Raw genomic sequence first — 15,914 nt, 5'->3', positions numbered from 1 at the left:
TGCAATCGCCGCCTTTGCGCAAGGAAGGTGCGGCTAATCGCCTGAGCGGACAGGGTCATGCCGAGGATTATGAAGGCCCTGCACCGCCTCCCCCGCAATCGCCATCCGTGCGCGCGCCGCCGCAACCAGCAGCGGCTTGTCGAGCTTCGCATAGGCTGTGGGGCTCATCCCCATGAAGCGCTTGAAATCACGCACGAAATGCGCCTGGTCGTGATATTGATAGTCCAGCGCAGAGAGCCATTTGAGCGAAGGGTCGAGCATGAATTGCGCAAGGCTGCGCAGGAACCGCTGACGCCTCAGCAGCAATTTGGGTGTGAAGCCAAAGGCGCGTTTGGAGAGACGCTCCAGCGACCGTACATTCATCGCCACCCGCTCAGCCAGTTCGCCAACCGTCGCAAGCTCTGGGTCGATCAGCTCGGCATTGACCCGTTCGACCGCCCCGGCCTGTGCGCGCGGGTCAGGGACCAGCCGCGCCATATGGCGTTCGATAATGGCAAGCTCTTCAGCAAAGTCCCCGCTGGATTGCGCCAGCTCAGCCGAGAGCGGGCGGAACGCGGCAAAAGCGTCATCCTCATTCCCGTCGGTCACGCAGTCGGCGTAGCCGCTGGCGCTGGTGTTAAACAGGCTCGCCCAGCCCAGCGGCATCAAACCGATGCCCCAGCTGCGACCTGAGATGACTTGGAACCGCACCGCTCTGCTGGTTGGGCCTGTGACATTGAAGGCGGGGGTTGAGGCGAGCGGTTGCTCCCCAATCGCGCCTTTCGCCCAGCCCGCATCGGCAAAGCGCAGGTTCGCCCATTCAGGATGGAGATAGTCCTCCAGCACCGGCTCGAACGGTGAGGCAACGACTTGGGTGTAGTAATAGGTCGTCACATAGGGCCGCAGCTCAGCCGATGGCAGTGCAAAGCGGATCGTGACTGCACTGCCGGATTGCGCGTGCATACCGTTTAGCCGTCCTCGTCTCGCGAAGGCTGATCCAGGGTCTGCGCAGCGCTGCCCCAAATCCGTGCGCGCGCCTCCATAAAGGCCGACAGGATCGGGTGGTCGAGGCTGGCATATTTGCTCGGCGTCATCGTCATGAACTCAGAGAATTCACGCGTGAACTGCGCCTGGTCGTGATATTCCTCGTCCATGGCCTCGGTCCAGCGACCGGCGCGCTTATTCGCTTCGTAGAGCATGAAGTTGGTGAGCGACCGCATGAAGCGTTGCCGCCGCATCAACAGTTTGGGCGTGAAGCCGAAATAGCGGTGGCAGACCCGTTCCAGCGTCCGAATGCTCATCCCGCACGCATTCGCCAGATCGCCGACCGCGACATATTCTCCGCTGACGAGGGCTGAGTGAACCCGCATGATCTTCGCCTCATCCCGGCACGGTTTCATCAATTCGTCCATGGTCGAGATGATGCAGGCGAGCTGCTCCTCCATCTCGATCTCGGGATTGCACAGCACATCCGACATGGCGTCGAAGCGCGCGAAAACAGGATTGGAAGCGCCGTCAAATGCGGTGTTGGTAAAGTCCGAAGCATTGCCTTCGACAAACCGCGCCCAGCCCAGTGGCAGCAGGCCGATCCCCCACATGCGCGAGGGGCCAAGCAGGAAGTGACACGGAAGCGAGCTTGGCCCGGTCACGCCAAAACGTGCTCCGGTTACTTGCGTCTCGCCAATCGTGGAAGCTGGGCAGGCCCCGCCAAAAAAGCGCAGATTGGCCCATTCGGGTTGGAGGTAATCCTCCACCACAGGCTTGCTGTCTTCAGAGCTCGCTTCGCCGACAATATCCAGCTCGAGATGGTAGAAGGTGGTGAAGCAGCCTTCGAACTGCTCTGGCGGCGGGAAGAAGCGGCCTTGCACTGAATGGCGCACGCCGCTGATGCCATCGGTTGCCTTTGCACCGTCGGCCCCACATTCACCTGTTATGTCCCCACCATACCCCATGGGCGCACGATGTGCCGGAAATGTCGCGCAGATACAAGAATGATGTCGCCTTCTTACAAGTGGCCTGAGTGATCTCTGCGGTGAAGCGAAGATCGGAGGCGAAACGAGAAGGGGCTCTGGCGCGCATTTGCACCAGAGCCCCTTCTTGTAATGATCGCTCCAAACCGCCCGGACGGGTCGGTAGGAGGGTGAGCCTTACGCGGTTGGCGATTACGCCGGAAGCGCGGCTTTCGCCTGAGCGATGATCGTTTTGAACGCCGCTTCTTCATTCATGGCGAGGTCGGCCATAACTTTGCGGTCCAGTTCGATCCCAGCCAGCTTCACGCCGTGCATGAACTGCGAGTAGGTCAGACCTTCTGCGCGGACAGCGGCGTTGATGCGCTGGATCCACAGGGCGCGGAAGCTGCGCTTCTTAACCTTGCGGTCGCGATAGGCGTATTGGCCGGCTTTCTCGACGGCCTGACGCGCAATGCGAATGGTGTTCTTGCGGCGACCGCGATAGCCCTTGGCTTGTTCGAGAAGACGCTTGTGCTTTTGGCGCGTTGTCACGCCGCGTTTAATGCGAGGCATAGTAGTATCCTTTTGTCTGGTGCGGCCAGGCATCCGCCTGACCTCTGCGCCAGCCCGTCTCCCCCGCCCAGCCACCCGATGGTCCACCGACGCTATATCGGGTGGCTGGGCGGGGGAGACGGGCCGGAGCAGCTAACTAATCAATCCAACCCGTATGGGGCCCATTTCTTGATCGTCTTCGTGTCGGCTTCCGAGACAACGCTCGTGCCGCGGTTCTGGCGGATATACTTCGCATTGTGGCTCATCAGACGGTGACGCTTACCAGCGACGCCGTGCTTGATCTTGCCGGTTGCGGTGATTTTGAAGCGCTTCTTCACACCGCTTTTGGTCTTAAGCTTGGGCATTTTCATCTCCTTTGATCAGAGACACGTTTGGGCCAGCCCTGGCAGCCCTTGTCGCCAGGCCAGCTGATTGATTCGTGTCGTTGAAGGAGCGCCACATAGGGCTGACACCGGAGGAAAGCAAGCGATTTGAGGGGCCGCCTACCCACCCGAGTAAGCGCGGTTGCCGGTCTCCGCGAGCCAGCGGGCGAAGTCGCCATGCTCGATCAACTCGGCCCGCGTTGGAAGCTCAGCAATCCAGACATAGGTGTCCGCTGATATAGTGCCTGACCCGTCCGCGCGCCGGGCCGTCAGAGGCTGACGCTCATAGTCCGCCCCTTCAAACGCGTCGATCTCAGCGAGGTCGACAAGGCCGACTTCATGGATACGCCCCTGCACTACCACCGCCTCCGCCACATCGAGTGATGGTTCGCAGGGGATCAGCGCAGGATAGAATTCGAAGCCCGAGGGGATGGCGTAGAGCAGGCCCCCTGTGTGGGCATCAAATGTGGGCAGCAAAGCCCGGTCCGATCCCCTCCATGAAGGGCCAGCGCGCGACATTCTCTTGCAAAACCCCGTAGAAGAAGAGGTGAGAGGGCTGCGCCATCACTTCTCGGGAAGGATCGCCCGCTCGGACACCAGTTCGAGATCGAGCGGCAGCGCGCCAGAGCCCAGACTGACGGCCAGATCATTGGTCTCCTCCACCGTCATCGCGCCAGAGATTTGCACCTGGCCGCCAAGGATCGGCTCGTTGATGATAGGGGCGCTCACCACCACACCGTCGATGACGATGGCGATGGGGTTGCCGACATTGTCGGTGCTCATCCGAGCGAATTTCTCCGCCCCACGCTCGTTGAAGCGGATGTTGACGATGGGCTCATTTGTATAGGCATCAATGCCGGGCGTCGCCTCGTCGATCATATCGCCATACAGGCCGCCCAGCCGCTTGACCGCAATCGGAATGTCGCCGTTTGCCTGCGGCAATAGCTTGCTGCCCGGATTGACCCTCCCCTCCATTGCATCGACGGAGCTGGAGAGCGGATCGACGACCAGCAGCTCAAATTCTCCGCGCTGGCCAATCGCGGCGCGCAGAGTTTGCGGGCTGTCATAGCCGATGGTGGAGAGCAGGATCTTGCCCTCCCCCTGATGCGCGATGGAATGCGCGGGCGTCTCCATCTGCGCGAGCCTTCCTTCCAGCACGGCGATGGTGGCATCCATTGCGCTCGCTTGCTCTTCCGGCGTGGTTGTTTCGGAGAGGTCAGCCTGGAGGACGAACTGATGTGTCGGCTCGCTCGGCCCGGTGAAGCTCGCAGTGTCGCAGGCGGCGAGCGAAAGGCCCCCACAGGCAATTGCGAACAGGGCGAGGATGCGTTGGAAAAACTGCGACATGGGCACTTTGATGCGGGGAACGCTGGCGCAATGCAAGAGTGCGGTTGTCGGCCCGGTGTCAGTGATCGTGGTGGTCTCCGCCCGAAGCACCCATTGCCGCCAGCACATCTTCGAGCCGCGCCGGATCGCCCAGCGCGATGACGGTCCCGTCGCTCTCTGCATCCAAGGGATTGCCCTGCCAATCGCTCATCATCCCGCCTGCGCCTTCGACGACGGGCACAAGCGCTGCGTAGTCATACAGCTTCAGCCCGGCCTCCATCACAAGGTCGATATGCCCGCTCGCCAACTGCGCGTAATTGTAGCAGTCGCCGCCATAGATCGGGAAAGGCATTTTGGGATAGGCATTGGTGACGATGTTGAGCCAGGCATCGGCTTGATCCGCGTCAAAGCAATGGGGGCTGGTGGTCGCGCAGCTCATCCCCTCTATCGCGCGGCAGGGGCGTGTCTTGATCGGCGTGCCGTTGAAGGTCGTGCCCTCTCCGATGCGCCCGACCCAGCGCTCGCGCAGGATCGGCTGGTCAATGATGCCGAGCACCGGCCAGCCATCCTGCATCAGCGCAATCAGCGTGCCGAAGATCGGACGGCCCGCGACAAAGCTCTGCGTCCCATCAATCGGATCGAGCACCCATTGCCGGCCCGCGCCTTCATTATGCGTGCCATATTCCTCACCGATGATGCCATCGTCCGGGCGCTCTTCCTCGATCATCTTGCGTATGACAGCTTCGGCGCCCCGGTCGGCTTCGGTGACAGCGGAGGAATCCGCCTTGGTCTCCGCTGCAAAGTCCCCGCGAAACAGCGGGCGGATGACCGATCCCGCGGCATCGGCGAGGCGGTTGGCGAATTCTACGTCTTTGGGTGTCATGAGAAGCGCGTTACTTAAGCAGGCGAAGACCCGCAAGACACCACGCGAACGACGCGCAGACGCAGGTTGGACAGCGTCACAGTTCCGCTCTACGTTTCGCTTCCGAACCAGCAGGGGAACAGACCGTCATGCGCTTCATCATATCCGGCCTGATGGCAGCAAGTCTGGGATTCGCAGCGCCAGCTCATTTCCAAGCAGCCCAGGCCCAATCGGCCCAATCCCAGAACAGCAGTTTCGACGATTGGCTTGATGGCGTCTCTACCGAGCTGGAACGGGTCCGGGTGTCCTACACTACCGCAATGGTGCTTTGGTCTTGCTGCGCAGAGAACCGCGAAAAGGTTGAAGCGGCCTTCATGAATGCGCGAGAATCGTTTGCGAGGACCAGAGAATTCGCGACGCGAAGTCCGGCGCGCCGCTGCCGCGAAATGACCTTTCTAGCGCTCTCCATTGGCAAGGTGCGAACCCGAATGGCCATTTTGCGGGGGGAAGGCAAATCACAGGATCAAAGCACGGTTTTTCTGGAACGACTTGAAGGCTATAAGGATCGCGTGGCTGCCCTTGCTGACTCGGTAAGGGCAAAGCGCTCGGAGTTTGGCTGCGACACATAAAGCGTTATGACGCCGCGTCGGGATCACGCCAGTACTTAAACGCCAATTGCTGATGCAGGGCGACAAAGGTCTTCGCATCCGCCCCCTCCCAATCGAGTGGCCATTTGTGGTCGATGGCTTTGGCCATATCCTCGGACAAGTGCGAGCGCGCGACGAACCAGCCTTGGCCCGGCAGCCCGTCCGACTGGCGCACAACGAGGATCGCGAGGTCGGGCTCGCCCGCAACACGTCCGTCTTGGTCGATAAAGTCCAGCACCTTGCAAAGCGCTCTCATCTTGGGCCGCGAGAAGGCGTAGCCGAGCAGGTTCAGCATCTGCGAGTAAGTCAGGGCATTACCCGCGCGGGCTGCTCCGATGAGGAGTTCCCGGACTTCCTCCGGGTCAAACATCAATCGAAGAGCGAGCTTACACTGCTTTCATCCGCAATGCGGCGGATAGCCTCACCGACCAGCGGAGCCATGGTGAGGATGCGGAGTTTGTCGGACTCTTCCGCCGCCTCGGTCGGGCGGATGGAGTCGGTGATGACCAGCTCTTTGAGCTTTGAGCCCGTGATGCGGGCCACCGCTCCTCCTGAGAGAACACCGTGAGTGATATAAGCCGCAACCGACTTCGCTCCGCCTTCCAGCAAAGCCTCAGCCGCGTTGCACAGGGTGCCACCGAAATCGACGATGTCGTCGATCAGGATGCAGTGGCGGCCAGAGACGTCGCCGATGATGTTCATCACTTCGCTCTCACCCGGACGATCGCGGCGTTTGTCGACGATGGCCAGAGGCGCGTTGTCGAGGCGTTTGGCCAGCGCCCGTGCGCGCACCACGCCGCCCACATCGGGGGAGACAACCATCAGGTCCTGATCGCCGTAGCGTGCCTGAATGTCCGCTGCCATCACCGGCGCTGCGTAGAGGTTGTCGGTTGGAATATCGAAGAAGCCCTGGATCTGGCCTGCGTGCAGGTCCACCGCCAACACGCGGTCGGCACCCGCCTCTGTGATGAGGTTGGCAACCAGCTTGGCCGAAATCGGCGTGCGGGGTCCGGGCTTCCGGTCCTGCCGCGCATAGCCGAAGTAGGGCACCACCGCTGTGATCCGCGCCGCTGAGGCCCGCCGCAAAGCGTCGATGCAGATCAGCAGCTCCATCAGATTGTCGTTGGCCGGAAAGCTCGTCGGTTGAACCAGGAAGACGTCTTCGCCGCGCACGTTCTCGTGGATCTCAACGAAGATTTCCTCATCCGCAAAGCGACGCACGCTCGCATCGGTCAGAGGGATTTCGAGATAGGCGGCAATCGCCCGCGCCAATGGCAAGTTGGAGTTGCCCGACATGATCTTCATTGTACGCGAATCCTCACCCGATTTGCTGATCTGTCCCGCCTAGCTCAGCGTCATGCAATTGCAACACGTGGATTGCTGGTTGTCGTCAGGTCTTGCGCATTGGCGGCTGCAGGGGCGACTGCATGGGCGACTGCATGGGCGACCGCAAAAAGGGGGCTATATGCGCGCGCCCCCAACCCACTCGCGTGCGGCCCGCACAACTTTGGCGCGCTCTTCGATGTCGATTTGCTCAGAGCGATGGCGAGTGTCGATCAGCCAGTCCATGGGCAGCTCCTCATCGAACTGAAAGCCCGCATAAAGCCCGTCTTGCCAGATCAGCTCTCCGAAGGTTTTATAGCCCATCCAATGGATAAAGCCCGCTTCCCCCTCTGGCGGTTCGCCAAAGGCCAGTTTGGCGCCGGTCTGGGAGATATCGAGCAAGGTGGCATTCTGTTTTCCGCCAAAGCCCAGGAAATAAGCCGGCGCGGCCAGCCGCAATCGCGCAGCGGCGCGGCGGTGCGCGTCGCCATACATCGGCTTATAGGCGGGCAGAGGCTTGGACATTGCCTCGCTATGCACGCGTCATGGGTGATGGGGCGTTGAGGGGTGGCTAGGGTTGGCTACCTAGGCGGCGCACGGCGCAGTGCTGCGATCAATAATCGACCCGCTGAAAACCCGCCTCGCGTTCGAGTAAGTCGATGATCGCGGCGTAGTGCTTGTCGGCGTTCCAGTTGAAAAGATAGTGAAAGGCGAAAGGCGCCACTGCAAAGACCGGGATAAAAAACAGCAAAGGCAAGCTGGCATCCGGCTGTTGGGCAGTCTCAAAACCACCCAACACAGCAACGATAGTGATTACGAGAAGTAGGAAGTACCACATCGAGAAGAAGATGCGCAGCCAGAGGCCCATCCCGAACGAAGCTGTCAAAACAGTGCCCTCAGTGGTCTCGGTCAGGTTCCCCACAAAGGTTGGGCGAAATCCGTTCTCAACGAAAGGGATCGACCAGCCGAGGCGTGCTTGGCCAAGATACACGCCGCCGGCAACTCCATGAAAGAACGGCGCGAAGATCGATCCCGCCCCGGCATTGATCGCGTCAATCACATCTTGCTTGGGCCGGGGCGACCACATGCGCACCCGTCGCCCAACGATGTATTCGCTTAGCTTCAACTGCGATGGTCCTCGATCCGGTGCTCGCCTTTGATCCAGCGGACTGTGCCTGAACTGGCGCGCATCACCACGCTGTCGGTGGTCATGATGGTTGCGCCGGTCGACTTCCTGCGCTTCTTCACCCCGTCGAGCAGCGAGCCGTCGGTCACTCCGGTCGCGGCGAAAATGCAGTCGGTCTTGGCGAGGTCTTCGAGCTTGTAGATGCGCCCCAAGTCGGTGATGCCCCACTTCTTCGCGCGCGCTTTCTCGTCGTCGTTGCGGAAGACGAGACGCCCGTTGAACTGGCCGCCGACACAGCGCAGAGCCGCAGCTGCAAGCACACCTTCGGGCGCGCCGCCTTGGCCCATATACATGTCGATGCCCGTGTCCTGATCGGTCACGGCAATCACGCCTGCGACGTCGCCATCGCCGATGAGGTAGACCCCGCAGCCCAGCTCGCGCAGCTCGGCAATCAAGTCAGCATGGCGCGGTCGGTCGAGGACGCAGACATTGATGTCGGCAGGTTCGCGCCCCTTGGCAGCGGCAACCGCCTTGACGTTTTCTGTCGCGGATTTCGCAAGGTCGATCACATCCTTGGGCAGGCCCGGTCCCACCGCCAGCTTGTCCATATAGACGTCAGGCGCATTCAGCAGCCCGCCCTTCTCCGCCGCCGCCAGCACGGCGAGCGCGTTGGGCCCAGCCTTGGCGGTGATGGTGGTCCCTTCGAGCGGGTCCAATGCGATGTCGATCTTAGGGCCTTTGCCGGGAGCGCCGCCGACCGCTTCGCCGATATAGAGCATCGGAGCCTCGTCGCGCTCGCCTTCTCCGATCACAACTGTGCCATCCATATAGAGCGTGTCGAAGGCGCGGCGCATGGCTTCCACCGCAGCGGCGTCAGCGGCTTTCTCATCCCCGCGCCCGATCAATTGCGCCGCGGCCACAGCTGCCGCTTCGGTCACACGCACCATTTCGAGCACCAGCACGCGGTCGATCGCGCTTTCATCGCCTTGCTCTTTTGCTGCCAGCACATCTGTGCCAAGGGTTGCGTCGTTTGTGGTGTTCATGCCGAATTCAGTCCTTGTAGGGCTTGGCTTCTAGCCAGTGCTTTGCTGACGAGGCGCTTAAACTGAGGGAGCCATTCTTGTCGAGCAAAGCCGCCAACCTCTCACCAGTCTTTGGCGGATGGTTTGCGTCTGCGGCGTCGATTGGAATGGCGGCTAGCGTCGTCTTCGCCTCACCCGTGGCCGCTCAAGATGACTCAAGTGTGACGCAGGACGGCGAAAGTAGCGCCGAAACGGCGGAAGCTCCTACAGAGCCGCCGCGCCGACCCAGACGCCAGTTTACCGGCATCGACCTGACCGTGACAGTGCCCAAGGACGAGTCCGACCGCCTGCTCGAAGAGGATTGCGAGGAAGAGGCGGACGCCGCCCGGATCGCCAACGAAATCGTCGTCTGCCGCCAATTGGGCACCGCCACCGACGGATCGTGGAACAAGGAAGAGTGGGAGGCCGAATACGCCGCCCGCACGCAAGGCCGCCAGCCGGTCAACACATTCGGCATTCCCAATCATGGCAATGCAATCAGCATCGGTGGCGTCCCTCCCCCCGCGCTGATCATCGATGTCGAAGCTCTACCCCAAGCGCCTGAGGGATCAGACGCCGACCGCATTGCGCGCGGGCTTCCGGCGCTTGGCCAAGACCCAAATCCGTCGCCAGAGGAAATTGCCGAACGCCGCCGCGCCCTGGGTCTGGATGCGCCTCCACTGCCGGATGCGCCTTAAGGCCAGAAGTGGTCGCACGGCTCTCTCTTCCTCTTATTGGCGCTTTGGTGAGCGCGCCGGTGATGGCTCAAGAGAGTGAGGAACCTGACACGCCCGCAGAGCCCTTGGTGATCGATCTTACCCTTCCCGACCGGAGTCCCGCGCCCGACGCTCTCACCGTGGAGCAATGCGAAAGGGAAGCCGATGTCGCGCGCATTCAGGGGGAGATTGTGGTCTGCCGCTCGCTGGAGGGGCCGCCCAATAGCGGCTTTGACGCGGGCGATTTTGAGCGCCGCTATGCCGAGGCGACACAAGGCCCCAAACAGCCCAATGTTGATGGGACGGGCATCCAACTGCCAGGCGAAGGGTCGCTGATCGCAATCACCGTAACTGTGAAGCCAGGAGAGCCTGCCGAACCGCCGCTCATCATCGACATCGAAGCCCTGCCCGAAGCGCCTCCGGGATCAGATGCAGAGCGGCGCGGTCAAGGATTGCCGGCGCGCAATTAGCTTCAAATACCCCTGCGGTAAGCAGTTAATCGAGGATGGGGAGGACCAGCGGGTCGCCGGTCAGACTGTCCGATCCATCAAGCAGTTCAAGCGCGCGGGTCACATTCGCCTCGGGCCCTTCATGCGTCACCATCGCGACCAGCACTTCGCCGCCAGAGCGCTCGCGGCCCTGCTGGATCAGGCTCTCAATCGAGACATCCGCATCGCGCATGGCTGCGGTGATCTCGGCAAGCACGCCGGGCTGGTCCTTGACCGTGAAGCGCAGATAAGCGCTGCCCACGCGCGCTCCGGGATCGGCGGGGCCGAGCGCTTTCAATTGCGCCACGGGCACGGAGAAAGGCGCGCCAGTTTCGCGCCGGGCAATGTCGATCAGGTCGGCGACCACGGCGCTCGCGGTCGGGCCATCGCCTGCGCCTGCGCCCTGGAACAGCAGCCTGCCGGAGAAATTGCCCTCTGCCACAACCGCATTGGTCGGGCCGTCAACCGCGCTCAACGGGTGATCCTTTGCCACCAGCCGCGGGCGGACGCGCTGGAGGAGCGTGCCGTCTTGCACGTCGGCTTCGGCCACCAGTCGGATGACAAACCCCAGCGCATCAGCCTGCGCGATATCTGCCGCGCGCACTTGCACGATGCCGGTGGTCTGGACCGAAGCGAAGTCGAGCCGCACTCCGAACCCGATGGTCGCAAGGATGGCGAGCTTATGCGCCGCATCCACGCCTTCGATGTCGAAGGTCGGGTCAGCCTCTGCATAGCCCAGCTTTTGCGCTTCGGTCAGGGTCTCGGCAAAGTCTGCGCCGGTCTCTTCCATCTCGGAGAGGATGTAATTGCAGGTGCCGTTGAGGATGCCGTAGACTTTGGTGAGAGCGTTGGCGCTGGTTCCTTCGCGCAAGCCTTTGACCACGGGAATACCGCCGGCCACGGCTGCTTCGAATTTGAGCGGGCTGCCTGCTGCTTCCGCGCTTTCGGCAAGCTCCAAGCCGTGATGCGCGACCATCGCCTTGTTGGCGGTGACGAGACCCTTGCCTGCTTTCAGCGCCGCTCTGGAGAGCGCAAGGGCCGGACCGTCCGAACCACCAACCAGCTCGACCACAACGTCCACGTCATCGCGGCCAGCCAGCGCGGTCATGTCGTCTTCCCAAGCGAGGCTGGAGATATCGATCCCGCGATCCTTGGAGCGTTCGCGCGCGCTGACCGCGACCACTTCGATGCCGCGCCCTGCGCGCGCCGCGATCAGGTCGGCGTTTGTCTCAAGCAGGCGGATGACGCCCGCGCCCACTGTGCCGAGGCCAGCGATCGCAATGCGCAGAGGTGCTGTCGAAGAGTGAGTTAAGTCGTCCAAGGCTCAAGTGTTCCATATCTGAAGTGCAAGAGAGAGAGACCCACACCGCTGACGGCCTGCGCCCCTCGCGTCAAGCAAGGAAAACTTGGGGAGGCTGTCGGCTCAGTCGCTCTCAGTGATCGCCCGGGTGCACCGGCCAAGCTCAGCGCGGACATATTCGTAGTCGACCTCTGCCAGCCGCCGCGCTTCTGCATCGCGCGCCAGATTGGCGGAGCGGGGCAGGCGCGCGGGCAGCGCACAGGCGAGGCGATACCAGCGCAGGGTGTCTGGCTGAGGAGCGCGGGCGGAGGAATCGATGATCTCTCCCCATGACACGCCCCAGGCAGGCGGCTGACCGGGGCGGCGCAGGACTGTGATTGAGACCGGCGCGCCTTCCTCAGTCCCCAGAAACAGTTGCGTCTCCGATTCGCCCACAAGGTTCCCGCGCACGGCCAGTGCCTCGCGCACCTCGGTCACAACTGGAGGGCGATCCGCTGCGACAAGCTCGGTCAGAATCGGGCGGATGCGCGCTTCGAGTGCCGGCGAGTAATCAAGCATGCCTTCATTGCCGACCAGCTGGATCGAGCCAGGGCGGCCCGGCACCGGATTGGCGAAGAGCAGCACCACGCGATCCTTGTACTTGTCCGGCTTGCCCCGCTCATTCAGCGGCACATCGACCAGATAGACCAGCGATTCGCCGATAGTGACACTCCCGGCGAGCAGCGCCTGCGTGCGCGCTTCGACATAAAGACGGGCATATCCGGGGGCGAGGCCGGGGGAGCGTTCTGGCTCAACTACAGTCTGGCGGCGAATCTCTGCGCGCAAAACCAGGTCAGAGCGCTCTGCAATGTCGACCAAATCGGCATAAGTCGCGCGTTCAGCGGCTGACAATTGGGTTGTCGATGAAGACTGGCCGGATTGTGCAATGGCCTCAACCGGGGTGATGGACAGCGCAAACATGCCAGCAAGCACCCAAACCAGCCCAGCGCTTACCCGTTTGAAATCAGTGATTAAATTAGTGTTAACGCGTAAAACTGGCACCGCAATCCGCTCCTCTAATGCGCCGCAATCTGTCGCCGATCAGCGCTAAACGACATTCCAGACGCACGCCAGTGAATCACAACTGAACCGTAAATTCGTTTGATTGCGTAGGTGATGACCGTTAAAGCGCGAAAGGTTCGCATCAAGGTTGGGGACAAGATTGAAGCGAACAAATCCGGTGCGTCGACTATTTGTCATAAATGGTCATTAGCAACGGACAGTCGGGGCATTTTTCGAGGGGATCTCATCGCTTGCGGTGACGGATGCCTTGCGAAAAACACGATCCGACTGATAACTAATTCTGGGATTCGCGGCCCAGACAACAAAGGAGCTTTTGCTTGAGGCGCCCGGTGCGAATCGGCGTTTGGCAAAAGATCGGGCTGAGCTGCGAGAATTGTGTCGGACCGATGCTGTCCGACCTGAATATGGAGAGAAAGCGACTGGATGTCCTACGCTGAGCAACAAAGAGGGTTAACACCGGCCAAGATGGTCGCCCTTATCATCGCGCTTGCTATCGTCGGATTGGCTTTGCTCGGGATGATTGTGGGCCTCGCCATCGAGAAGCTGGTTGAGGAACAAGAGCGTGTCACCACGATCGATATCGACGAGCCAGAGCCCCCCGAAGAGTTGGAGGAACCGCCACCCCCGCCAGATCAGCCGGTTTCACCACCGCCGCCGGTCGCGCCTCCGCCACCGATTAGCATTGCGGTCAATCCTCCGCAGGTCCAAACGCAGACGGAAATTCCGCCTCAGGCACCGATTGTTCTGGAGCTTCCGCCTCAGGCACCGGTCGCTCCGGCCGCTCCGGTTACACCGGACCTTTCGGAAGGTGTGAGCACGCGGAACGAGCGTCGCTGGGCATCGCGGATCCAGGAAAACTATCCGCGCCGTGCTCTCGCTGACGAGATCGAAGGCACTGTGGGCGTTCGCGTCACCGTAACTGCGGAAGGCCGGGCAACGGGTTGTCAGGTTACGTCGTCGAGCGGGTCGAGCGTGCTCGACCAGGCAGCGTGCCGCGGGATGGAGCGCTATGCGCGGTTCAACCCGGCAAAAAATCGTGACGGGAACCCAATTTCAAGCTCGTACTCGACGCGGATCACTTACCGTTTGAACTAATCGAATTTAGAAGGGCCCGGTTCGCAAGGGGAGCCGGGTTCTCTGGGACAATTTTTTAAGAGGACTATTCGCAATGAACCTTTACTACCTGACGGCTGCAGCTGCCGAAGCCAACGAGATCGAAAACAAGTTCGGTTTCTGGGAAGCTATGGAAGAAGGCGGCCCCGTCGCTTGGACCATTCTTGGTGTCATGATCATCATGTCGATCGGCACCTTCTACATCCTCATCACCAAGCTGTTCGAACAGAACAAGGTGATGCGTCAGTACAGCAGCGTTGGCAGCAAGTTCTGGCGTGCCGGTTCGCTCGAAGAAGGCGCGACCAAGCTCGAGAAGAACGGCGCATGGCGTCAGATCGCTGAAGACGCAGTAACCGCCAAGAAGAAGCACTCTCAGATGACCGACAAGCTCGAAGCGCATGACTATATGCACGGTTCGCTTCAGCGTTCGGAAGACTCGATCAATTCGTCGCTTTCCGGCGGTCTGCCGTTCCTCGCATCGGTGGGTGCAACCGCACCGTTCATCGGCCTGCTCGGCACCGTGATCGGCATCTACCGCGCTCTCATCAACATCGGCATCTCCGGTTCGGCTTCGATCGACAAGGTTGCAGGGCCCGTTGGTGAAGCACTCATCATGACCGCCATCGGCCTGGTCGTGGCTGTGCCTGCTGTGCTTGCCTTTAACTGGCTGCAGTCGCGCAACCGTCGCATCGCTGAGCTGCTTTCCAGCTTCTCGACCGACATCCTCGCCTACATCAGCTCGGACGGTAACGTGAAGCCGGCTGTGACCGCTGCACCGGCGGCCAAGAAGGCTCCGGCCAAGCCCGCCACTGCTGCTCCGGCTGCGAAGAAGTAAGTCCTTTTCGGTGTGGCACGGGGGCGCATCACGCATGCGTCCCCAGCCCACCACTGAAGACTTCTTCACAGGCAGCGTTGACCCTTTCAAGGCGACACACTGCGCTACATTCGAGTTAACGCTCAAACTTTGAGCAGATAGGGAATTCACAATGGCGATTTCGACGGGAGGCGGGGGCGATACCCCAATGTCCGACATCAACACCACGCCGCTGGTGGACGTGATGCTGGTTCTCCTGATCATCTTCCTCATCGCGGTTCCGGTGGCGATTCAGACGATCGAGCAGCTTGAGATTCCGGTGTTTGAATCGCAGGAAGCCCAGAACAAGGTGGAGAACCTGCAGCTGACCATCAGCACCACTGATGAAACGGGTGCAACGGCGGGAACCATCCGTTCAGGCTTCCTGGGCGCAACACGGAACGGCGAATGCCGGATCTACTTCAACAACATCACTCCGGTGACGTCTGAAGAATTGTATGATCTGGCCTTCAACCGTCTGGACGGCATCGTCCAGGCTGCCGGTGGTCCAGAAGCGATCATGCAGAACCCGGATGCGATCCCGCAGGTCCACATCCGTGCCGACAAAGAAGCGCCATGGCGCTGCGTTGCCGGGGCGATCTTCAACATTCAGCGCGCTGGCTATCCAACCGTTGGGTTCATCTCGAACCCGGTTGAGCCCGGCATCTGATCGACGAATAAGATTTAAGGAGTAACTGACATGGGTATGTCCGGAGGCAAACTCGACGGCGAACCGATGCTCGATATGAATATGACTCCGCTGATCGACGTTTTGCTCGTTCTGCTGATCATGTTCATCATCACCATCCCGGTCGCGACCCACTCGGTCGATATCGATCTTCCGCAAGGGGACTCGCCGCCGCAGCCCGACATGGTTGATCCGATCAAGAACAAGCTGGTGCTGACCCAAGATGGCGTCATCCTGTGGAATGCTGATCCGATCAGCCAGGGTCAGCTTGTGACCTTGCTGCAAGAATCGATGGCACTCCCGGTTGAGCCAGAGCTTCAGTTCGAGCCTGAGCCGAATGCCAGCTACGATCTGTCAGCCAAGGTTTTGCAGGTCATCAAGGGATCAGGCGTGACCAAGTTCGGCTTCGTCGGAAACGAGAAATATCGCGTTTTCGGCAAGGGCGGAGGCGGAGGCTAATCACCGCCAACATGATTTGAGGGTCGG

General features: G+C 61.0%; 21 protein-coding genes. 7 read left to right on the top strand and 14 right to left on the bottom strand.

Annotated elements, in window-relative coordinates; translation table 11 throughout:
• Positions 1-33: 33 nt before the first annotated feature.
• The 7 genes from AC0V6X_RS14340 to AC0V6X_RS14310 all read right to left on the bottom strand — a co-directional run bounded on the left by AC0V6X_RS14340 (position 34) and on the right by AC0V6X_RS14310 (position 5,072).
• Entirely contained in the window at positions 34-942 is a 909-nt protein-coding gene (locus AC0V6X_RS14340; protein ID WP_486185221.1) for a helix-turn-helix domain-containing protein, read from the bottom strand.
• Positions 943-947: 5 nt separating this feature from the next.
• Complete coding sequence (locus AC0V6X_RS14335) at positions 948-1,859, bottom strand: helix-turn-helix domain-containing protein (RefSeq protein ID WP_486185220.1); 912 nt, start codon at positions 1,857-1,859, stop codon at positions 948-950.
• Between the two features lie 282 nt (positions 1,860-2,141).
• Positions 2,142-2,501, bottom strand: a complete 360-nt coding sequence (rplT, locus tag AC0V6X_RS14330; protein WP_486185219.1) for a 50S ribosomal protein L20 — start codon at positions 2,499-2,501, stop codon at positions 2,142-2,144.
• A 140-nt stretch (positions 2,502-2,641) separates the two neighbouring features.
• Entirely contained in the window at positions 2,642-2,845 is a 204-nt protein-coding gene (rpmI, locus tag AC0V6X_RS14325; protein ID WP_486185218.1) for a 50S ribosomal protein L35, read from the bottom strand.
• 138 nt (positions 2,846-2,983) lie between these two features.
• Entirely contained in the window at positions 2,984-3,382 is a 399-nt protein-coding gene (locus AC0V6X_RS14320; protein WP_486185217.1) for a gamma-glutamylcyclotransferase, read from the bottom strand.
• A 45-nt stretch (positions 3,383-3,427) separates the two neighbouring features.
• Positions 3,428-4,210, bottom strand: a complete 783-nt coding sequence (locus tag AC0V6X_RS14315; protein ID WP_486185216.1) for a preprotein translocase subunit SecD — start codon at positions 4,208-4,210, stop codon at positions 3,428-3,430.
• A gap of 58 nt (positions 4,211-4,268) precedes the next feature.
• Entirely contained in the window at positions 4,269-5,072 is an 804-nt protein-coding gene (locus tag AC0V6X_RS14310) for an inositol monophosphatase family protein (RefSeq protein ID WP_486185215.1), read from the bottom strand.
• Positions 5,073-5,200: 128 nt separating this feature from the next.
• On the opposite strand from AC0V6X_RS14310, the gene AC0V6X_RS14305 reads away from it, so the two are divergent.
• Entirely contained in the window at positions 5,201-5,680 is a 480-nt protein-coding gene (locus tag AC0V6X_RS14305; protein ID WP_486185214.1) for a hypothetical protein, read from the top strand.
• Positions 5,681-5,684: 4 nt separating this feature from the next.
• Here AC0V6X_RS14305 and AC0V6X_RS14300 read toward each other — a convergent pair whose 3' ends face one another.
• From AC0V6X_RS14300 to glpX, 5 genes are all read right to left on the bottom strand, one after another.
• Positions 5,685-6,068: a ribose-phosphate pyrophosphokinase gene (locus AC0V6X_RS14300; protein ID WP_486185593.1), complete on the bottom strand. Its 384-nt coding sequence runs from the start codon at positions 6,066-6,068 to the stop codon at positions 5,685-5,687.
• Positions 6,068-7,003, bottom strand: a complete 936-nt coding sequence (locus AC0V6X_RS14295) for a ribose-phosphate pyrophosphokinase (protein ID WP_486185213.1) — start codon at positions 7,001-7,003, stop codon at positions 6,068-6,070. Before AC0V6X_RS14295 ends, AC0V6X_RS14300 begins: the two co-directional genes overlap by 1 nt.
• A 156-nt stretch (positions 7,004-7,159) precedes the next feature.
• Complete coding sequence (locus AC0V6X_RS14290) at positions 7,160-7,546, bottom strand: PilZ domain-containing protein (protein ID WP_486185212.1); 387 nt, start codon at positions 7,544-7,546, stop codon at positions 7,160-7,162.
• 88 nt (positions 7,547-7,634) lie between these two features.
• Positions 7,635-8,081 (bottom strand): hypothetical protein, encoded by a 447-nt coding sequence (locus AC0V6X_RS14285; protein WP_486185211.1) that lies wholly within the window; start codon positions 8,079-8,081, stop codon positions 7,635-7,637.
• A gap of 62 nt (positions 8,082-8,143) precedes the next feature.
• Entirely contained in the window at positions 8,144-9,190 is a 1,047-nt protein-coding gene (gene glpX, locus AC0V6X_RS14280; RefSeq protein WP_486185210.1) for a class II fructose-bisphosphatase, read from the bottom strand.
• A 77-nt stretch (positions 9,191-9,267) separates the two neighbouring features.
• Here glpX and AC0V6X_RS14275 point away from each other — a divergent pair, with 77 nt between their 5' ends.
• Both AC0V6X_RS14275 and AC0V6X_RS14270 read left to right on the top strand, forming a co-directional pair.
• Positions 9,268-9,906, top strand: coding sequence for a hypothetical protein (locus tag AC0V6X_RS14275; RefSeq protein ID WP_486185209.1), 639 nt, complete (start codon positions 9,268-9,270; stop codon positions 9,904-9,906).
• A gap of 62 nt (positions 9,907-9,968) precedes the next feature.
• Positions 9,969-10,394: a hypothetical protein gene (locus AC0V6X_RS14270; RefSeq protein ID WP_486185208.1), complete on the top strand. Its 426-nt coding sequence runs from the start codon at positions 9,969-9,971 to the stop codon at positions 10,392-10,394.
• A gap of 25 nt (positions 10,395-10,419) precedes the next feature.
• On the opposite strand, the gene AC0V6X_RS14265 is transcribed toward AC0V6X_RS14270, so the two are convergent.
• Together AC0V6X_RS14265 and AC0V6X_RS14260 are read right to left on the bottom strand one after the other, a co-directional pair.
• Positions 10,420-11,733 carry a homoserine dehydrogenase gene (locus tag AC0V6X_RS14265; RefSeq protein WP_486185207.1) on the bottom strand — a complete coding sequence of 438 codons (1,314 nt, stop codon included), beginning with the start codon at positions 11,731-11,733 and terminating at the stop codon, positions 10,420-10,422.
• Positions 11,734-11,835: 102 nt separating this feature from the next.
• Positions 11,836-12,672 (bottom strand): hypothetical protein, encoded by an 837-nt coding sequence (locus AC0V6X_RS14260; RefSeq protein WP_486185206.1) that lies wholly within the window; start codon positions 12,670-12,672, stop codon positions 11,836-11,838.
• A gap of 525 nt (positions 12,673-13,197) precedes the next feature.
• Between AC0V6X_RS14260 and AC0V6X_RS14255 the strand changes: the two genes are divergently transcribed.
• The 4 genes from AC0V6X_RS14255 to AC0V6X_RS14240 all read left to right on the top strand — a co-directional run bounded on the left by AC0V6X_RS14255 (position 13,198) and on the right by AC0V6X_RS14240 (position 15,887).
• Positions 13,198-13,869, top strand: a complete 672-nt coding sequence (locus tag AC0V6X_RS14255; protein ID WP_486185205.1) for an energy transducer TonB — start codon at positions 13,198-13,200, stop codon at positions 13,867-13,869.
• Between the two features lie 73 nt (positions 13,870-13,942).
• Positions 13,943-14,722 (top strand): MotA/TolQ/ExbB proton channel family protein, encoded by a 780-nt coding sequence (locus AC0V6X_RS14250; RefSeq protein ID WP_486185204.1) that lies wholly within the window; start codon positions 13,943-13,945, stop codon positions 14,720-14,722.
• Positions 14,723-14,873: 151 nt separating this feature from the next.
• Positions 14,874-15,410 carry an ExbD/TolR family protein gene (locus AC0V6X_RS14245; RefSeq protein WP_486185203.1) on the top strand — a complete coding sequence of 179 codons (537 nt, stop codon included), beginning with the start codon at positions 14,874-14,876 and terminating at the stop codon, positions 15,408-15,410.
• 30 nt (positions 15,411-15,440) lie between these two features.
• The gene (locus tag AC0V6X_RS14240; RefSeq protein WP_486185202.1) at positions 15,441-15,887 is read left to right on the top strand and encodes an ExbD/TolR family protein; all 447 of its coding nucleotides are present in this window, start codon (positions 15,441-15,443) and stop codon (positions 15,885-15,887) included.
• Positions 15,888-15,914: the final 27 nt, after the last annotated feature.

Source organism: Erythrobacter sp. S267 (assembly GCF_057365045.1).
This window is presented reverse-complemented; position numbering and strand designations above follow the sequence as displayed.

Excerpts from the sequence above, each read along its gene's own strand:
- AC0V6X_RS14340 (WP_486185221.1), bottom strand. The coding sequence starts at position 942 with ATGCACGCGCAATCCGGCAGTGCAGTCACGATCCGCTTTGCACTGCCA.
- rplT (WP_486185219.1), bottom strand. The coding sequence starts at position 2,501 with ATGCCTCGCATTAAACGCGGCGTGACAACGCGCCAAAAGCACAAGCGT.
- rpmI (WP_486185218.1), bottom strand. The coding sequence starts at position 2,845 with ATGCCCAAGCTTAAGACCAAAAGCGGTGTGAAGAAGCGCTTCAAAATC.
- AC0V6X_RS14320 (WP_486185217.1), bottom strand. The coding sequence starts at position 3,382 with ATGTCGCGCGCTGGCCCTTCATGGAGGGGATCGGACCGGGCTTTGCTG.
- AC0V6X_RS14315 (WP_486185216.1), bottom strand. The coding sequence starts at position 4,210 with ATGTCGCAGTTTTTCCAACGCATCCTCGCCCTGTTCGCAATTGCCTGT.
- AC0V6X_RS14310 (WP_486185215.1), bottom strand. The coding sequence starts at position 5,072 with ATGACACCCAAAGACGTAGAATTCGCCAACCGCCTCGCCGATGCCGCG.
- AC0V6X_RS14305 (WP_486185214.1), top strand. The coding sequence starts at position 5,201 with ATGCGCTTCATCATATCCGGCCTGATGGCAGCAAGTCTGGGATTCGCA.
- AC0V6X_RS14300 (WP_486185593.1), bottom strand. The coding sequence starts at position 6,068 with ATGTTTGACCCGGAGGAAGTCCGGGAACTCCTCATCGGAGCAGCCCGC.
- AC0V6X_RS14295 (WP_486185213.1), bottom strand. The coding sequence starts at position 7,003 with ATGAAGATCATGTCGGGCAACTCCAACTTGCCATTGGCGCGGGCGATT.
- AC0V6X_RS14290 (WP_486185212.1), bottom strand. The coding sequence starts at position 7,546 with ATGTCCAAGCCTCTGCCCGCCTATAAGCCGATGTATGGCGACGCGCAC.
- glpX (WP_486185210.1), bottom strand. The coding sequence starts at position 9,190 with ATGAACACCACAAACGACGCAACCCTTGGCACAGATGTGCTGGCAGCA.
- AC0V6X_RS14270 (WP_486185208.1), top strand. The coding sequence starts at position 9,969 with ATGGCTCAAGAGAGTGAGGAACCTGACACGCCCGCAGAGCCCTTGGTG.
- AC0V6X_RS14260 (WP_486185206.1), bottom strand. The coding sequence starts at position 12,672 with ATGTTTGCGCTGTCCATCACCCCGGTTGAGGCCATTGCACAATCCGGC.
- AC0V6X_RS14255 (WP_486185205.1), top strand. The coding sequence starts at position 13,198 with ATGTCCTACGCTGAGCAACAAAGAGGGTTAACACCGGCCAAGATGGTC.
- AC0V6X_RS14250 (WP_486185204.1), top strand. The coding sequence starts at position 13,943 with ATGAACCTTTACTACCTGACGGCTGCAGCTGCCGAAGCCAACGAGATC.
- AC0V6X_RS14245 (WP_486185203.1), top strand. The coding sequence starts at position 14,874 with ATGGCGATTTCGACGGGAGGCGGGGGCGATACCCCAATGTCCGACATC.
- AC0V6X_RS14240 (WP_486185202.1), top strand. The coding sequence starts at position 15,441 with ATGGGTATGTCCGGAGGCAAACTCGACGGCGAACCGATGCTCGATATG.